This window comes from Clostridium sp. AM33-3 (assembly GCF_003480315.1).
Lineage (GTDB): Bacteria > Bacillota > Clostridia > Lachnospirales > Lachnospiraceae > Brotaphodocola.
This window is the reverse complement of record NZ_QUIV01000003.1, coordinates 38,726-56,402: the sequence shown is the minus strand read 5'-3', so window position 1 is coordinate 56,402 and position 17,677 is coordinate 38,726. Positions and strand designations below refer to the sequence as shown.

Annotated in this window: 13 protein-coding genes and 1 tRNA gene; 13 read left to right on the top strand and 1 reads right to left on the bottom strand. The window is 51.2% G+C overall.

What is annotated here, in order from left to right; translation table 11 throughout:
• Window positions 1–27: 27 nt before the first annotated feature.
• The 10 genes from DW819_RS02615 (at window position 28) to DW819_RS02570 (ending at window position 10,144) form a co-directional block, all read left to right on the top strand.
• Window positions 28–1,203, top strand: coding sequence for an ATP-binding protein (locus tag DW819_RS02615; RefSeq protein ID WP_118731944.1), 1,176 nt, complete (start codon window positions 28–30; stop codon window positions 1,201–1,203).
• A gap of 118 nt (window positions 1,204–1,321) precedes the next feature.
• Complete coding sequence (locus DW819_RS16050; protein WP_279220306.1) at window positions 1,322–1,444, top strand: hypothetical protein; 123 nt, start codon at window positions 1,322–1,324, stop codon at window positions 1,442–1,444.
• 442 nt (window positions 1,445–1,886) lie between these two features.
• Window positions 1,887–3,506 carry an ABC transporter substrate-binding protein gene (locus tag DW819_RS02605; protein WP_118731942.1) on the top strand — a complete coding sequence of 540 codons (1,620 nt, stop codon included), beginning with the start codon at window positions 1,887–1,889 and terminating at the stop codon, window positions 3,504–3,506.
• An 88-nt stretch (window positions 3,507–3,594) separates the two neighbouring features.
• A complete protein-coding gene (locus DW819_RS02600) occupies window positions 3,595–4,527 on the top strand; it encodes an ABC transporter permease (protein WP_118531229.1) in 933 nt (310 codons plus the stop codon).
• A 3-nt stretch (window positions 4,528–4,530) separates the two neighbouring features.
• On the top strand, window positions 4,531–5,448 hold the full coding sequence (locus tag DW819_RS02595; protein ID WP_118731941.1) for an ABC transporter permease: 918 nt from the start codon (window positions 4,531–4,533) through the stop codon (window positions 5,446–5,448).
• Window positions 5,449–5,460: 12 nt separating this feature from the next.
• Window positions 5,461–6,447: an ABC transporter ATP-binding protein gene (locus tag DW819_RS02590; protein WP_118731940.1), complete on the top strand. Its 987-nt coding sequence runs from the start codon at window positions 5,461–5,463 to the stop codon at window positions 6,445–6,447.
• On the top strand, window positions 6,447–7,469 hold the full coding sequence (locus DW819_RS02585; protein ID WP_118731939.1) for a dipeptide ABC transporter ATP-binding protein: 1,023 nt from the start codon (window positions 6,447–6,449) through the stop codon (window positions 7,467–7,469). The genes DW819_RS02590 and DW819_RS02585 overlap by 1 nt, the downstream gene beginning before the upstream one ends.
• Before the next feature lie 21 nt (window positions 7,470–7,490).
• Entirely contained in the window at window positions 7,491–8,576 is a 1,086-nt protein-coding gene (locus DW819_RS02580; RefSeq protein ID WP_118731938.1) for a dipeptide epimerase, read from the top strand.
• Window positions 8,573–9,976 carry a serine hydrolase domain-containing protein gene (locus DW819_RS02575; protein WP_118731937.1) on the top strand — a complete coding sequence of 468 codons (1,404 nt, stop codon included), beginning with the start codon at window positions 8,573–8,575 and terminating at the stop codon, window positions 9,974–9,976. The genes DW819_RS02580 and DW819_RS02575 overlap by 4 nt, the downstream gene beginning before the upstream one ends.
• A gap of 97 nt (window positions 9,977–10,073) precedes the next feature.
• Window positions 10,074–10,144: transfer RNA gene (locus tag DW819_RS02570), tRNA-Gly, on the top strand.
• Window positions 10,145–10,180: 36 nt separating this feature from the next.
• On the opposite strand, the gene DW819_RS02565 is transcribed toward DW819_RS02570, so the two are convergent.
• Window positions 10,181–10,762: a hydrolase gene (locus tag DW819_RS02565; protein ID WP_118731936.1), complete on the bottom strand. Its 582-nt coding sequence runs from the start codon at window positions 10,760–10,762 to the stop codon at window positions 10,181–10,183.
• A gap of 536 nt (window positions 10,763–11,298) precedes the next feature.
• Here DW819_RS02565 and DW819_RS02555 point away from each other — a divergent pair.
• The 3 genes from DW819_RS02555 (at window position 11,299) to DW819_RS02545 (ending at window position 17,671) form a co-directional block, all read left to right on the top strand.
• Window positions 11,299–12,852, top strand: coding sequence for an ABC-F family ATP-binding cassette domain-containing protein (locus DW819_RS02555; protein ID WP_118731934.1), 1,554 nt, complete (start codon window positions 11,299–11,301; stop codon window positions 12,850–12,852).
• Window positions 12,853–13,205: 353 nt separating this feature from the next.
• Complete coding sequence (locus DW819_RS02550; RefSeq protein ID WP_118731933.1) at window positions 13,206–14,111, top strand: DUF6273 domain-containing protein; 906 nt, start codon at window positions 13,206–13,208, stop codon at window positions 14,109–14,111.
• A 14-nt stretch (window positions 14,112–14,125) separates the two neighbouring features.
• Window positions 14,126–17,671, top strand: a complete 3,546-nt coding sequence (locus tag DW819_RS02545; protein ID WP_118731932.1) for a hypothetical protein — start codon at window positions 14,126–14,128, stop codon at window positions 17,669–17,671.
• Window positions 17,672–17,677: the final 6 nt, after the last annotated feature.

Here is a 17,677-nt window from a genome sequence, read left to right as displayed (position 1 = left end):
ATTTGATACGCTACAGGAGTGAATCATATGAATGAATTAACCATAGAAGAATTTGACGCCCTTTCCACGGACACCTATGTGCTTTATGATATCCGAAGCACGGATGAGATCAATCATGGTGCCATCAAGGGAGCTATCGCCAGTTCCGCGGAAGAACTGGAAGAAAATCCGCCGGAAGAGAAAGGCAAAAAAATCATCATCTGCTGCAGCCGCGGCCGCGTGAGCCGCGATGTGGCAGAGAATCTCTGCGAGCAGGGCTACGACGCAGTCAGCTTAAAGGGCGGCTACATTGCCTGGCTCATGGCCGAGATCAAAAAGCAGGAGGCAGACGAGATCTGCGATTCCGTGGAAAAAAGCCTGCGCAAGAAATTCCACAAGAACATTTTCAGCAAATTCGCGAAAGCCATCAATCAGTACGAACTGGTGAAGGAAGGCGACCGCATTGCGGTCTGCATCTCCGGCGGCAAAGATTCCATGCTGATGGCAAAGCTGTTTCAGGAGTTAAAGAAGCACAACAAATTCCCGTTTGAGGTGAAGTTCCTGGTTATGGATCCGGGCTACAGTCCGGAGAATCGCCAGGTCATCGAGGAGAATGCCAGAAAGTTAAAGATTCCGATTGAGATTTTCGAGTCGGATATCTTCGATGCAGTCTACACCATCGAAAAATCTCCGTGCTATCTGTGCGCTCGTATGCGCCGCGGACACCTTTATACCTTTGCAAAGCAGCTGGGCTGCAATAAGATCGCATTGGGACACCACTACGACGACGTTATTGAGACAATCCTTATGGGAATGCTTTACGGCGCCCAGGTTCAGACCATGATGCCGAAGCTCCACAGTACCAACTTCGAGGGCATGGAGCTCATCCGCCCGCTGTATCTGGTACGCGAGGATGATATCAAGGCGTGGAGAGATTATAACAACCTGCATTTCATCCAGTGTGCCTGCAAGTTCACCGACACCTGCACCACCTGCAATAATGAGGAAAACCAGTCCAAACGCGTGGAAGTCAAGGAATTGATCCGAACCTTAAAAGAGAAGAATCCGTTCGTGGAGAGCAATATCTTTAAAAGCGTGGAGAATGTCAATCTGGATACCGTGGTAGCGTACAAGCAGGGCGGCGTGCGCCATCATTTTCTGGATACCTATGAGCGGGAACCGGAGACTGCAAAACCGTGCTGCTCAGACGCTGCAGACGATTAAACGGTCCTCTTTACTTGCGGTATGACCTGTGTTATACTTGGGATAATTATGAGTGTGGGCAGGTTATTACAAAAGCATTGTGCAGGAAGGTAAAATAAAGAACGGGAGGCGTTTGCAAATGGATATCATGATTTTTCTTGGCTGTATTCTGCTGCTGGTATTGTTTGTTGTTGTAGCAGTGGTAACCAGTATGTTAGGCACCATCGGTGCCATTGTGGCAGAGGAAGATGACGAAGAATAAGCTGTACAGAGAAAAGAATCCGGACTATTTCGGATTCTTTTTTTCTGCCATGACCCAAAGTGATCCTGACAAACTGTCTATCAACGATGGAAGAATGACCGTGACATACGGACAAAAAGAGAAAACGACCGTATCACACGGAAAACATATAAGAAATGATTGGAAATTAAAATTCCCTCTTGCATTTACATAAACACATCGTTATAATGACCATAGCTTTAAGATTTTACTGAATTAATGTGGCAGATGATACAAAAAATTGTCAAACCGGATATTGCAAAAAATCAGGGACGTATTATCGGAGAAAGATTGGTCTCGGTATACGTCCCTTTTTTGTCACGGTGTCCGGACAGCGGTTTCGGCTGGGAAATCTGAAACTCATCATAGAATTCGGTATCACAAAAGAAGCATAAAGCGAAAACGAGGAAGGAAGGAAACAAACATGAAAAAGACACTGGCAGGAATTGTCCTGAGCTGTGTGCTTGCAGCGTCCCTCACTGCATGCGGCGGTTCCGGAAATTCTACAAGCACATCCGCAGCAGAGACTTCTGCAGCAGCTGGCGGCAGCACATCCGCAGCAGCAACCACTGAGAGCGGCGACAAGGTTATACGTGTCGCAGCAGTAGATCCGCAGGTAGCACTGGATCCACAGCAGTTTACCTACAGCATCGTAATGAAAATTACCGATAACATTACCGAGTCCCTGCTGACTACCACATCCGATGGACTGGTTCCGACTCTTCTGGCAGCTATGCCGACCATTTCCGATGACAACATGACCTACAGCTTCGAGCTGCTTCCGGATGTAAAATTCCATGATGGAACGACTCTGAAGGCTTCCGATGTTAAGTATTCTTACGAGCGTCTGATCAAAATGGCAAAGATGGCAACCCTGCTTGAGAATGTGGTTGGTTACGACGAGATGAGCGCAGGTACAGCAGATGAGCTGTCCGGTATCGAGGTTCAGGACGATACCCACTTCACCATTCAGTTAAAGAAACCGTACGCACCGTTCCTTTCCGTTCTGTCTACCGCATACTGCGCAATCTATCCGCAGGAGGCATGTGAGGCAGCTGGCAACAACTGGGGTATGACCACCCTGATCGGTACCGGCGCATTCAAGCTTGACAGCTATCAGACCGGTGTTGGCGCAACCCTTTCCCGTTTCGATGATTACCATGGCGGCGCAGTAGCGCTGTCCGGTCTGGACTACAAGTTCATCGAGGATGTTAACACTCAGGTTCTTGAGTATCAGAAGGGCAATGTAGACTATGTAGATGTTGACCCGTCCATCTACCCGGTATACTCTAGCAATCCGGATCTGAAAGATCAGATGCATGGCTTCCAGCCGACTGGCTGCTACAGCCTGAACGTAAACAGCAAGACCTATTCTGATCCGAAGGTAAGAGAGGCAATTGCTCTTTCCATCGACCGTAAGGCCATCTGCGAGAGCATCCTTCACGGTACCGCAACCGTTCCGAATTCCTATATCCCGGCTGGTATCATCGGTCATGATGACAGCCTTCCGGAGTTTGAGTATAATCCGGAGAAGGCAAAATCCCTTCTTGCTGAGGCAGGATATCCGAATGGCATTGACCTTCGCGTAACCGTAAATACCAAATATCAGGGCAACGTAGCAATCGCAACCGCATTCCAGCAGCAGGCAAAGGCAGCAGGCATCAACGTAGAGGTTGAGCAGGTTGACTCTGCGGCATGGTCCGATATGAAGAAGAACGGCGGCGTTGACTGCGGTATCTCCAACTGGTATGTAGATTACTCTGATCCGGAGAGCATGCTGTACCCGATGACCAAGACCGACACCAATTCCAGCTTCTGGCACAATGCCGAGTTCGATAAACTCATGGATGAGGGTATCGCAACCACCGATGAGGCAGAACGTCAGGAAATCTACAAAAAAGCAGAGCACATCATGACCAGAGAAGACTGGGCAACCACTCCTCTCTACAATGAGACCAAGTTCTATCTGTTAAATCCGCATATCACCGGATTTGAGATGGATGCGACCTTCCGTATGTTCTGGAAGAATGCTGATATTCAGTAATTATTGCGGCAACAATTAAAAATGTTTAGAGAAACAGGGGGGCTGCGCATTTTGGCAGTTCCTCTGTTCGCATGTAGGAGAAAATAAAATGCTTTCATACACAGGAAAACGTTTGCTCCAGACGATCTTTGTTCTTCTGGGCATCAGCTTGATCACGTTTGTTCTGCTTCAGGTAGTACCGGGTGACCCGGTTGCCCTGATGTTAGAGAAACGTGCAGATCCGGAGACTATCGCCAAAGTGCGTAAGGAGCTCGGTCTGGATCTGCCATACTATGTACAGTATCTGAATTTTATAAAAGGCGCCATCCATCTGGATTTCGGTACCTCCTATTTCACCAAGGAGGTTGTTACCGATGCGCTGTTCCGCTGCTTTAAGGTAACCGTAAAGCTGGCATGCATGTCCTTTATCTTCGCTTCTGTTATTGGTATTCCGTGCGGAATCTTTGCAGCAGTCAAGAGAGGAAAAGGCATCGATACCGTTGTTATGGTACTCTCTATCGTCGGTGTATCTGCACCGGCATTCTGGGTAGCGATCATTCTGCAGATCCTTTTCGGCTTAAAGCTGAACGTTCTGCCGATCTCAGGATTCGATACGCCGGCATCTTATATACTTCCGAGTCTTGCGCTGGGTGCGCGTTACGCAGGAAATATTGCGCGAATCACCAGAACCAGTATGCTGGAAGTACTGGGACAGGATTACATCCGTACCGCGAAGGCAAAGGGTGCCATGCGCTGGGCCGTTATCTTGAAGCACGCCCTGAAAAATGCCATGATCCCGATCGTAACTCTCGTAGGTACTGATTTTGGTTACATGCTGACAGGATCCATGCTGATCGAAAAGGTATTCTCCATTCCGGGAATCGGTAAGCTGGCAGTAGATGCCATGTCCAACCGTGATCTCCCGCTTCTGGAGGGCACCGTTATGTACATCGCATTTGTATTCGTTGTCGTAAACCTGATCGTTGATGTTTCCTATGCATTTCTGGATCCGCGAATCCGCTACGGGAAAGGAGCAGCATAAGAGATGGCTAAGAAATTACTTGGATTTTTTAATAAACAGAAACAGTTTGAGCAGGATGTTATGGAAAACGGCATGCAGTATTCCAGCTTCTACGGAGATAGCCTGCGCCGTTTAAAGAAGAACAAAATGGCAATGTTCTGCGCATGTGTACTGATCCTGCTGGCACTGATGGCAATCTTCGCTCCGCTCCTCGCACCGTATGATCCGACCTATCAGGATTACAGCGCTGTGCTTGGCGGACCGTGCAAGGCACATCCGTTCGGAACCGATGAATTCGGCCGTGACATCTTATCCCGTATCATCTACGGTTCCAGAGTATCCATCAGTATCGGTATCGTGGCACAGATCATCGCTTCTATCGTAGGCGTAACCTTAGGTTCCCTGGCCGGTTACTACGGCGGCTGGATCGACAGCCTGATCTCCCGTGTCATGGAGATCTTCCAGGCATTCCCGGATCTGATCTTCGCCATGGCGATCATGACCTTCATGGGTAAGGGTGTCCTGAACCTGTTTATCGCCCTGGGCCTTCTGACCTGGGTCCGCACCGCGCGTATGATCCGCGGTTCTGTCATGCAGTTAAAAGAAAAAGAATACGTAGAGGCAGCCCGCGCCTGCGGAGCATCTACCTACTGGATCATCATGAAGGAACTGGTTCCGAACTGCCTGTCCACCATTATCGTCCTGGTTACCCTTGGTATCCCGAACGCAATCATGTACGAGGCATCCTTAAGCTTTTTGGGCATCGGTATCCAGCCGCCGACTCCGTCATGGGGCAATATGATCAGTGCGGCACAGACCTTTATCAGCTACCGCCCGGTATACAGCATCATGCCTGGTGTGGCGATCATGATCACAGTTATCGCATTCAATATCTTCGGTGACGGTTTACGAGATGCACTGGATCCGAAGCTGAGAAGTTAGGAGGTATGAGAGATGGCAGAGAATATTTTACAGGTAAAAAATTTAAAAACCTACTTTCATACTGAGGCCGGACTTGTGAAAGCGGTTAACGATGTTTCCTTCAATGTGGAAAAGGGTAAGACCCTCGGCATTGTAGGTGAGTCCGGCTGCGGAAAAAGTATCACTTCCTTATCGATCATGGGTCTGGTAGAGCGTCCTGGTAAGATCGAGGGCGGTGAGATCCTGTTTGAGGGGGAAGACCTCTTAAAGATGACGGAGGCTCAGATGCGCAACATCCGCGGCAAGAAGATTGCCATGATCTTCCAGGAGCCGATGACATCCTTGAATCCGGTTTATACCATCGGACAGCAGCTGATCGAGGCCCTGCTCCTTCATGAGAAAATGACCAAGCAGGAAGCAAAAGCCCGCGCCATCGAGATGTTAAAGCTGGTTAAGATCCCGCTTGCGGAGCGCCGTTTCGACGAGTACCCGCATCAGCTTTCCGGCGGTATGCGTCAGCGTGTCATGATTGCCATGGCACTCTGCTGTAATCCGGCTATGCTGATCTGTGATGAGCCGACTACTGCGCTGGACGTAACCATTCAGGCGCAGATCCTGGACCTCATCAATGAGTTAAAAGAAAAGACCGGAACCTCCGTTATGATGATTACCCACGACCTGGGTGTCATCGCAGAGGTTGCGGATGATGTTATGGTTATGTACGCAGGCAAGGTCGTTGAGCACGCAAGCTGCGACCAGATCTTTGACAAGCCGATGCATCCGTATACGGACGGACTGATGAAGTGCATTCCGAAGCTGGATGATGACGACACCAAAGAGCTGAGCGTTATCAAGGGCATGGTGCCAAGCTTTGATGATATGCCGGCAGGCTGCGCGTTCTGCCCGAGATGTCCGCAGGCCCGCGAGATCTGCCGTCAGAAGATGCCGGAGTTAGTCGAAGCCGAGGGCCGCAAAGTGCGCTGCTTTAAATATACGAAGGAGTGGGAGGAGAACATCTGATGAGTGAAGTAAATGAAAAGACCCCGCTTCTGGAGGTCCGGAACCTGCGGAAACTGTTCGCGGGAAAATCTTCCTTCTTCCAGAAAGATAAGTCATGGATCAAGGCGGTGGACGATGTATCCTTTACCCTGAATCCGAAAGAAACCCTGGGTGTGGTTGGTGAGTCCGGCTGCGGTAAATCTACCATGGGCCGCTCTGTGCTTCGTCTGATCGAGCCGACCTCCGGCGAGATCTTCTACAAGGGAAAGGATTTCACCAAGGCAAGCGGCCAGGAGCTGCGGAAAATGCGCGCAGATATGCAGATCATTTTCCAGGATCCGTACGCATCCTTAAATCCGAGAATGACCATCGGCGAGATCATTGCCGAGCCGTTAAATATTCAGAAACGCTATAAGACCCAGGAGGAGACCCGGGCACAGGTGTTAAAGGTGATGGAGGTCGTAGGACTGAACACCAAATACTACAACCGCTATCCTCACGAGTTCTCTGGCGGACAGCGTCAGAGAATCGGTATTGCCCGCGCGATCGTGCTTAACCCGTCTCTGGTAGTCTGCGATGAGCCGGTATCCGCACTGGATGTTTCCATCCAGTCTCAGGTACTGAATCTGCTGCGCCAGCTGCAGGAATCCATGGGAATGGCATATATCTTCATTTCCCACAACTTAAGCGTTATCAAGCATATTTCAGACCGTGTCATGGTTATGTATCTGGGACATGTGGTAGAGCTGGCGGACAAGAAAGAGCTGTTTGCGAACCCGTCCCATCCGTACACCCAGGCGCTGCTGTCCGCAATTCCGGTACCGGAGCGCCATTCCAAGAGGAAGAAGATCATTCTCCAGGGCGATCTGCCGAGCCCGGCAAACCCGCCGTCCGGATGTATCTTCCACACCCGCTGCTTCATGGCTCAGGAAATCTGTTCCACACAGAAGCCGGAGCTTAGAGATATTGGAGGAGGTCATCTGTGCGCCTGTCATTTCTGCAATGGAGCCTGCGCGCAGAACGAAACGACAGAAGAAAAATAATTGGGGAGGTATAGAAGTATCATGAAAATTACCAACATTAAGACCTACAGAATGCAGGTGCCGCTGGTGCGCCCGTTCCGCATTGCACTGGGTCTCATCACTCACGCAGTCAGCTGCCTGGTTGAGGTTGAGACTGATGCCGGCATCACCGGTTATGGTGAGGGCTCTCCGGGACCGCTGATCACTGGGGAAAATCTGGATGGTACTATCGCAACGGTAGAGCGTCTGAAAGAAAAACTGATCGGCATGGATCCGCGTGACATGGAGGCAATCTATACCGTGATGAACCGTACCGTAGCGTATGCAGGTACTGCAAAGGCAGCCATCGACCTGGCATGCCATGACATCATCGGCAAGAGCACAAATCTTCCGCTGTATAAGGTTCTGGGCGGACTTTCCGGCGAGATCGAGACAGATATGACCGTTGGCATCGACGATCCGGCAGTCATGGCAGAGCATGCAAAGGCACATGTGCAGGCAGGCTTTAACGTGATCAAGACCAAGGTCGGCGTAGACTTTGCTTCCGATCTGGCAAGAGTCCGCGCAATCCGTGAGGCAGTCGGTGACCAGGTGAAGATCCGTCTGGACGCAAACCAGGGCTGGAAAGCCAAGGAGGCTGTTGAACTCATCAACCGCCTGAATGAGTACGATATCGAGCTGGTAGAGCAGCCGGTTCCGCGCTTCGATTTTGAGGGACTGAAATTCGTGACCGCCCACAGCTCTGTGCCGATCATGGCAGATGAAAGCTGCTGGGACTCCAAGGATGCCCTGCGGTTAGTATCCCAGCGAGCTGTAGATCTCATCAACATCAAGCTGATGAAGTGCGGCGGCCTGTATGAGGCAAAGAAGATCACTGCGATCGCAGAGGCAGCAGGCGTGGAGGTCATGCTGGGCTGTATGGCAGAGGAGAGCGGTATCGGTGTAACCGCGGCTGCTTCCCTGGGTGCTGCATTAAAGAACATTACACGTGCGGATCTGGACGCAACCTTCTCCTTAAAAGAGCTTCCGTACGAGGGCGGCTTTACCGTAAAAGATACCAGACATCTGATTCTTTCCTCTGATCCGGGCCTTGGCATCAAACGTCTGAAAAAGGAGATGCTGGCATGAACCGTATGACACAGGAGGGCAAGGCAAAGCTGGAAAAGCTGATTGCCCGCGTAATGAAGGATGGCCAGGCCCGCGGTATCGCGGTCGGCATCGTCAATGCAGCCGGAGAAATCCAGTACGAAAATTACTTCGGTTACCGTGATGCGGAGAACAAGCTCCCGATCACCAGAGACACCATCTTCGGTATGGCATCTGTAACCAAATCCTTTACGGCACTGTCCATCATGCAGATGCAGCAGGACGGCCTTTTAAAGGTAGATGATCCGGTTTCCAGATACATTCCGGAGTTCACCAACAAGAATCAGTCTGAGCCGGTTAAGCTGTGGCATTTGATGTGCCACAGCGGCGGCTATTTCCCGCTTCCGCGTATTGTAGTGGATAAGACCGCGCAGGAGATGGGGATTGAGGATTCCCTGGATGCAGAGCTCATTTACCGGGAAGACTTTGCAGAGGAAGGCATCCGCCGTGTGGCAGGCCGCCTGGATTCCCAGACCCGTTTCACCGGACGTCCGGGACAGCGCATGAGCTACTGCAACGACGGTTTTGGCCTGCTTTCTGATATTGTGCGCCGTCATTCCGGTTATGGCTCCTTTGCAGAGTATCTGGATAAGAAGATCCTGAAGCCGATCGGTATGGACCGCAGCAACATCAGCTTTATCCGCAATAGCCAGGACGAGAATGCGGCAATCCTGTATTCTCTGGAGAACGGAACCTGGAGAGCTGACCGCGACTACCAGAACGATGCATTCGTCCTGCACGGCGGCGGCGGTATGAAGTCCACTCTGGGTGATATGCTGAAGTATGCTGTTATGTATCTGAATGAAGGTGTGGCAGGAAACGGAAACCGCATCGTAGAGCGCTATGCTGTTCAGGAAATGGAAAAGCCGAGACAGTTCATGAAGCCGGGCATATACTATGGCTACGGTCTGGAGACGAAGCAGGTAGGTGATCGTGCTGTTTATGAGCACGGCGGAAGCCTTCCGGGCGTATCCTCCAACTTCTCCTTCTGTCCGCAGGAAGAGGTTGGTATTGTGGTGCTGTGCAATACCATGGATGTTTCCGTGGCAGCCATCGCAGACGCAGCCCTGAATGCCTACTGCGGTCTTGAGGTCGAGGAAGAACGGCAGATCCACGCAGAACGCAGCTGGAGCGCCGAAGAACTGGAAGAGTTAGCCGGAAGCTATGTATCCGGTGAGGGTGATGCATTTACGCTGACTGCAGAAAACGGAACTCTGAGCATGAAGGTAAACGGAAATCCGACCGCACTTCAGGCCGTATATCCGTGGCAGGGTATGGTAAGGAAAACCTATTCCGACATTTACCTGACTGCGATCCGTGATGAAGAAGGACACGTATTTGCGGCGCGCTATGGCAGCCGGATCTTCCCGAAGGAAGCATAATCATTTTGAAAAGAGATTCCTGCTTTTTTCAAAAAACAGGAATCTCTTTACTTTTTGAAAAATACGATTTATAATAAACAGTGTTTCCATAGAAAACGCAGGCGTAGTTCATTGGTAGAACATCAGCTTCCCAAGCTGAGGAGGCGGGTTCGATTCCCGTCGCCTGCTTCCTTAAAACCGCGTAGCTACGCGGTTTTTGTATTTTCAGGCATCCATCTCCGCATTCACGGCGTCCTCGCAGGAGCGCATTGCCTCGATGGTCTTTGCAAAGAGCTCATCCAGCTCCCATCCCAGGCGTTCGGCACCGGTGCGGATGATGTCGCGGGAGCAGCCTGCAGCAAATTTTTTATCCTTGAATTTTTTCTTTAAGCTGGAAACCTCCATATCCCTGGTGCTTTTGGATGGGCGCATGCGGGCTGCGGCTCCGATCAGACCGGTCAGCTCATCTGCGGCGAACAGCACCTTCTCCATCTCATGGACCGGCTCTACATCGCAGCAGATGCCGTAGCCATGGGAGCAGATGGCATGGATCATGTCATCGCCGACACCGCCGGCCTTTAACAGCTCCGGCGCTTTTGTGCAGTGCTGTTCCGGGTAAAGCTCAAAATCAATATCGTGGAGCAGTCCGCAGATTCCCCAGAAATCTTCCTCATCTCCATAACCAAGCTCCTTCGCGTACCAGCGCATGACGCCTTCTACGGTGAGACCGTGCAGAATGTGGAACGGCTCCTTGTTGTAGGTTTTCAGTAAGTTCAATGCTTCATCTCGTGTGATCTGACTTATCATTTTGTGTCTCCTCCTGCTGGAAATTTTTTCCATTATACTGCGTCTGATAAAAATTGTTAAGCATTTGTTTTTGAAAGATCAGTGTTGGATTTCGGCAAAAATTTCGCCTGCAAGCTTTCGCGGCAGTAAAATCAGACGGCCGCGCACCCGGAATAAAAAGAGCCGCCTTCGGAGGGAACGGCACACGCAGTGTACGGCTTCATCGGGAACAAAGCCCTGCCGGGCAAGCTTCTCCCGGCGTGCCGGTTCACTGGCGATCCAGATGATGCGGGCATCGGAGGCAGGGGGAATGTGGCTGAGCGGAAGTACCATGGAATCACCTGGTCATGTTTGCGGGGGCCATGTGACAGGCAGAGCGCCGGGTTCACACGGACCGGTGCGTAATTACCATAAGATATGCGCAAATTCCGGGAAAAGAGCTTGCCACCGCAGAATTTGTTAGGTAAAATAGTAGCATTCGCAAAATGCGGTATAGCCGCAGATTTCAACATTTTGCAGAGATTGTTTGTGTCTGAGAGGTTTTGAGAGGAGTTTTCATGAGTATTTTAAATGTAGAGCATTTAAGTCACGGATTTGGTGACCGGGCTATTTTCCAGGATGTTTCGTTCCGTCTGTTAAAGGGTGAGCATATCGGTCTGGTGGGCGCCAACGGCGAGGGTAAATCTACCTTCATGAGCATTATCACCGGAAAACTGCAGCCGGATGAGGGCAAGGTTGAGTGGGCAAAGCATGTGCGCGCCGGTTATCTGGACCAGCACACCGTATTGGAAAAGGGCATGACCATCCGCGATGTGTTAAAGAGCGCGTTCGCGTATCTGTTTGAGATGGAAGAGCAGATGAATGCCATCTGCGATAAGATGGGCGAGGCATCCGAGGACGAGATGAATGCCATGATGGAGGAGCTTGGCACGATTCAGGACCTTCTGATGGCCCATGACTTTTATATCATTGACAGCAAGGTAGAAGAGGTAGGCCGCGCGCTGGGCCTGCAGGAGATTGGCATGGATAAGGATGTTTCCGAACTTTCCGGTGGCCAGCGTACCAAGGTGCTTCTGGGAAAGCTGCTTCTGGAAAAGCCGGACATCCTGCTTTTGGATGAGCCGACCAATTATCTGGATGAGCAGCATATTGAATGGCTGAAGCGTTATCTGCAGGAGTATGAGAATGCCTTTATTCTGATCTCCCATGATATTCCCTTCTTAAACAGCGTCATCAACCTGATCTACCACATGGAGAACCAGAAGCTGGACCGTTATGTGGGCGATTACGATCATTTCCAGGAAGTTTACGCGGTGAAGAAAGCACAGCTTGAGGCCGCTTATAAGCGTCAGCAGCAGGAGATCGCAGAGCTTGAGGATTTTGTGGCCCGCAATAAGGCAAGAGTTTCCACCCGAAATATGGCCATGTCCCGCCAGAAAAAGCTGGATAAGATGGAGGTCATTGAGCTGGCGAAGGAGAAGCCGAAGCCGGAGTTTAATTTTATGGAAGCCCGTGCTGCCGGCAAAATGATCTTTGAGGCGAAGGACCTGGTGATCGGCTACGACGAGCCGCTGACCCGCCCGTTTGACATCAGCATGGAACGCGGTGAGAAGGTCGTCTTAAAGGGCTCCAACGGAATCGGAAAGACTACCCTGTTAAAGAGTATCCTGGGCCTGATCCCGGCACTTTCCGGCAGCGTGGAGTTAGGTGATTATCTGTATCTTGGCTATTTTGAGCAGGAGATGGCACCGGGAAATACCACCACCTGCATTGAGGAAATCTGGAAGGAATTTCCGTCCTACACCCAGTATCAGGTACGTTCTGCCCTGGCAAAATGCGGCCTGACGACCAAACACATCGAGAGCCAGGTACGTGTCTTGTCCGGCGGTGAGCAGGCAAAGGTAAGATTATGTAAACTGATCAACCGCGAGACCAATGTTCTTCTTCTGGATGAGCCGACTAACCATCTGGATGTGGACGCCAAGGAGGAGCTGGCCCGTGCCCTGAAGGCATACAAAGGCAGCATCCTTCTGATCTGCCATGAGCCGGAATTTTACGAGGGCTTTGCCACCCGCGTGGTAGACTGCAGCGAATTCTGCCTGCGCGGTTAAGAGCCGGCTTATGTCGTCTGGTGTCAGCTTTTGTCGATGAACTTTTCTTGTACTGGTATCGTTACTGTGCTATGATGATGGCACAGTAACGATTTATCTGAGATTCTGTTTTTCTGTTATCTTAGTGTTTTATTTTCACATTTCATTTATTTTCACTTTTATATTTATGTTTCTATGTTCCTGTTGGGCTTTATGGCAATGTTTTGCCGCTTCAGCTTGAAACAGGGCAGTTTTTTATTTTTCAGTTTTATCATCAGGCTGTCTGTTACGTGCAGCTCAGGCGCAGTTCGCGCATTTTCACATAGGATCAGAATACAAAAAACAGGATCGCAAAAAGGGAGAGGGGGAATGCGATGCATTCAGAACGAGGACGCAAAGGTCTGCTTCTGATCGTCTGCGCATGGACGATTCTGACAGCGGGACCGGGACTGACGGTTTATGGAGCCGGAACCGGGACGGAGACTCAGATCCGGCACTGGAATATCGGGGATACTGTTATACGGAGTATCGGGGGAACAGCATACCGTTTCCGCTGCATTGATCAGAATTATGCAGACCATATGGATTACCACAGAAAGGGAGCCTTATTTTTGTGTGATGAGGTAATACCGGCCAACACCGGTTCCCATTATCAGTTTGAGACGCCGGAGGACGCTTCTCATGGTTATGTGTATGCTTCGGGACCGATCGTACGCTTTGGAGAAACCGCGGATTATAAATATTCCGCGATACGTGCATGGCTTTCCGGCTCTGCAGAACAATTTTCAGATGCGGAAATGGTGAATATCGGCGTGGAACGAGCTTATCAGGGGCAGACGGGAAGAGAATTGTGGGAGCAGTTTTCCGGAGATGAGCTGACTGCCAGATATCTGGGCAGCCAGAAGCTGGTAGATCAGCTGTTTATTCTTTCAGTGGACGAGGCATATCGCTACCGGAACTGGCTGTGGCGGTTTGGCCCGGTCAGAAAGCGGAATCCGGAGACGCAGATCAGTGAATTCTGTAAAGGATACTGGCTCCGCACACCATGCAAAAGCGCAGAGGGCACTCAGGTCTATATCGTGGATCTGGTGCAGGGCAATATCCGGCCGGAAAAGGTACGGACTGATGTGCAGACGGCAGGAAGCGGTATGCGGACTGACATGCAGGAGGCAGGAAGAAATGTGCGGACAACAGCAGATCAGAAACCGGAAGCGGATGAGGAATTGCGTGTAACAGGAACAACAGGGGTGCGGCCGGCTTTTGTGCTGCCGCAGATGTAGGATAAGGGGGATGTATGAGAACCAGCAAAAAGAAATTTTACAGGAAACGTCAGACAGCGTCTGCGATGGCAGTATTGCTTACCGTGCTTTCACCGGGAGTTTTTCCGGCCGGGATTGCCATGGCGGAAAATGCCGGCGGATGGATTCCGGAAGGAAGAGCCGGTCATGCAAGAGTAACCGAGAGTAATGGGAGTGTAGATTCTTCCGAAATATTGGAGGAAGTGTGGGATGAGGAAGAGCCGGAAGAGGATCTGGCAACAGCCTCTGACGCGATCCTGTGGAGAGAGCCTGCAACGCCATCCGATGCGGTACAGTGGATAGAGCCTGCAACGCCATCCAATCTTTTGCTGCTGGCGGCACAGATTCCGGTAACCGGAGATCTGTGGGAGGACTGGAACGGCAATGTGAATTTTCCGGGAGAAGGAACAAGAGAGTCTCCCTATCAGCTTGAGACGCTTTCTCATCTGATGGGGCTGGCCGAGTCCGTTGCGGCCGGGAATGATTATAAGGGCTGTTATTTCGAACTGACGCAAAGCCTGGATCTTGGAGGAATTGCCATCAACCGCGGGGACTGGAATCCGATCGGCTGGTATCGCAGCCGCGCGGAAATGAGCGGAGAGGTTCCAACGCCATTTCGCGGGTATTTTGACGGATGCGGAAATACCATAACTGGATTGAAAATTGCCGGAGAGCTTGACGGTAAAACAAATCTGGGATTATTTGGCGTGATCGATGGAGGCAGCGTAGAAAATCTGGAAATTCAGTGTGACCAGGTGCGGGGGCTGGATCAGGTCGGAATTCTGGCAGGAGCTGTGAAGAACGGCGCTGTGATCCGGAATGTGAGAGTATCCGGTTATGTGTATTCCAGACACAATGCGGGAGGTATTGCGGCAATGCTCTGCGGAAGCGGAAAAGGCACTTTGGCGGGAACGCAGCTTCAGGAGTCGGATGGATCGGTCATTGTGGAGAATTGCCGGGCAGAGGGGATTTCCATGAATGGCGCAGAGAAGGATGGTGCTGTGGGAGGTATTGCAGGATGTGCAAAGAAGGCTTACCTGATCGATAATGCAGTGATCACCCAGAACGGGGTGTCGGACCGGATCCAGGGGAAAGGATATGTAGGCGGGATCGCAGGAGTCATGACTTTAAGCGGTATTTATAATTCCTACGTGAACGGTACGATCGGTGGAAACGGAAGCCGTGCCGTGGGAGGTATTGTCGGAAAATATGAGAGCGGGAATCTGATACTGGCCCGCATGGCAGGAGCTGTTTCCAGAACCAACAACGGCAGTGCATCCCGGGAGGGAACCTTTGTGGGAACCCGTGACAGCAGCGCACGGTTTACTTACGGAACAGAGCGTGACAGCCGAGTTTCTTATCTGTTTACCAATACACTGGCGAAGGCAAAGCAGGTGTTTGGCAGTACCATTGACGGGGATAACCGGTTTGCGGAGGATGCGCACATCGGTTACTGGTCTGATCTGGAACGCAAGTATAAAACAGTGACGGGACAGATTGAATATGACTGTGGGGACCGATTCTTCTATGAAGAACTGGAAGATGGCATCCGCTATATTGTTACTCAGAAGCTGGGGCGTGAATTTACCATGGAAGGTTATAAAAAGGATCTGCCGTTTACCATGGATCATTTTGCACCGGGCTTTATGGGGGAGCCGACCAGAGGCTATCTGGTCTATATTCCGCGAATTGATGCCAGAAATGCAAACGGTACCTACGATACCGATGTGGCAGTGCTGTCTGCGATCTCATCTACAGGCAGCTCATACTACCGGGATATTGATAAAGATCACCCGTCTGCGATCAGGGCAGGGGGTGTGGTGACAGTGGCTACCGCACCGAAGAATACGGCAGAGGACCGTTACCAGATGGTGGTGGATCTCAATGAGACAGGAGGCGTAAAACCGCCAACTTATCTGGATGAGGACGAACAGGAACGGCCGATGCAGTATGTGAGCGGAGGTGCTTATTCGTTTATCATGCCGGAGTGTGATACAGAGCTTCGCGCGGAATATGAAAAGGTGACGACAAGGCTGACGGCAGATCCGGCCGAAACGCGGATTTCGGTTGTGCAGACTCGCAGCGGAGACCGCAAAAGCCCACAGATCGTGACAGAGGTAAAAAATGCGGAAGGAATCCTGATCGCCCGCTATGTGGACGGAAAACAGGATCACAGCGTAGAAGTGCAGCCGGTCCTGATCCATTCGGAGCATAACGGAAACGGGCAGACGGCGGACCGGACAGTGCGCTGGCTGGTCGATGATACCGATCTTCTGGAAAATCGTTCTGAGGCCGGTTATACCATGAAAGACGGACTGGTCATGCCCAATATGAATTCTGCTTTTATTACGAACATTGTAAACCGTGAAGTGAAGGCACAGGCGCAAAACCAGTACCGGGAGCCAATCCGCGATACGGTGTATACACGATATGGAGTGGTTTCCGCGGTGACCAATCCGGAAACATCGGTGAATCACCAGGCACTTTACGCAAACTGCCGTGTGACTGTAGAGTTTCAGATTGTAGATCTGACAACCGTACGTGTGGAAACTCTGAGCTTAAATCAGGATGAGGTACAGTTCACAGTCACCAGACGGCTGACCGGAAGCTGTTATCAGCCGACAGAATCAATCACGGTTTCAGAGCCGGTGGTGCTGACAGCCGGTCTGGAGCCGGAGCATCCGTTTTATGAGCAGGTAAGCTGGAAGGATACGGAGAGCGGAAAGAACCTTCTTTTAGAACCGTCCGGGGCGAACCGGCAAAACTGCAGGCTTACCCCGGTGTGGGATCCGCAGGGACAGACCAATCCGGCCTGGATCCAGAATCTGATCAACCGGGACCGTACTCTGAAAAAGGAAAAACCGCTGGAAAAGGTAAGTGGAACTGGCATTCTGGAAGAACTTGTTACGGCGGTCAGTGAAGACCAGACACATGGTCATATTCAGGCCATGTGCCGCGTAAAGATCGTATTTGTTACGGTAGATGAGACTGTGCCGAGAGTCAGCACAGGCGGGTCTGGGGGCGGAGGCGGCTCATCCAAAGGCTCCGGGGGCGGTGGAGGCGGTTCTTCCACAGGGATTACTTTCGGCGGGGTAACCAGAGCCGCCAGTCCGTCAATGCCGTCCTATGTTGTGACAGGAACCTGGATGCAGAATGCGGCCGGACAGTGGATGTTTGCGGACAAAGAGCGCACTTACGCGAAGGAATGGGCAGCAGTGCATAATCCGTATGCCAGCACAGCAGACGGGCAGAGTGCGTATGACTGGTTCCGGTTTGATGAAAATGGTTTCCTGGTAACAGGATGGTATCAGGATACCGACGGCAACCGCTATTACCTGAATCCGTCCCCGGACGGAACTCAGGGGCGCATGCTGACGGGATGGAACTGGATCGATGGACAGTGCCTGTATTTTGAGGAGGAATCGAATGGAACACGCGGCGCGCTTCGGTGCAATACAGTTTTGCCGGATGGAAAGCAGACCAATGAACATGGCGCATGGATTGTGAATGGCATCGTGCAGAGACAGGAAACAGGAGTATGAAAAAAG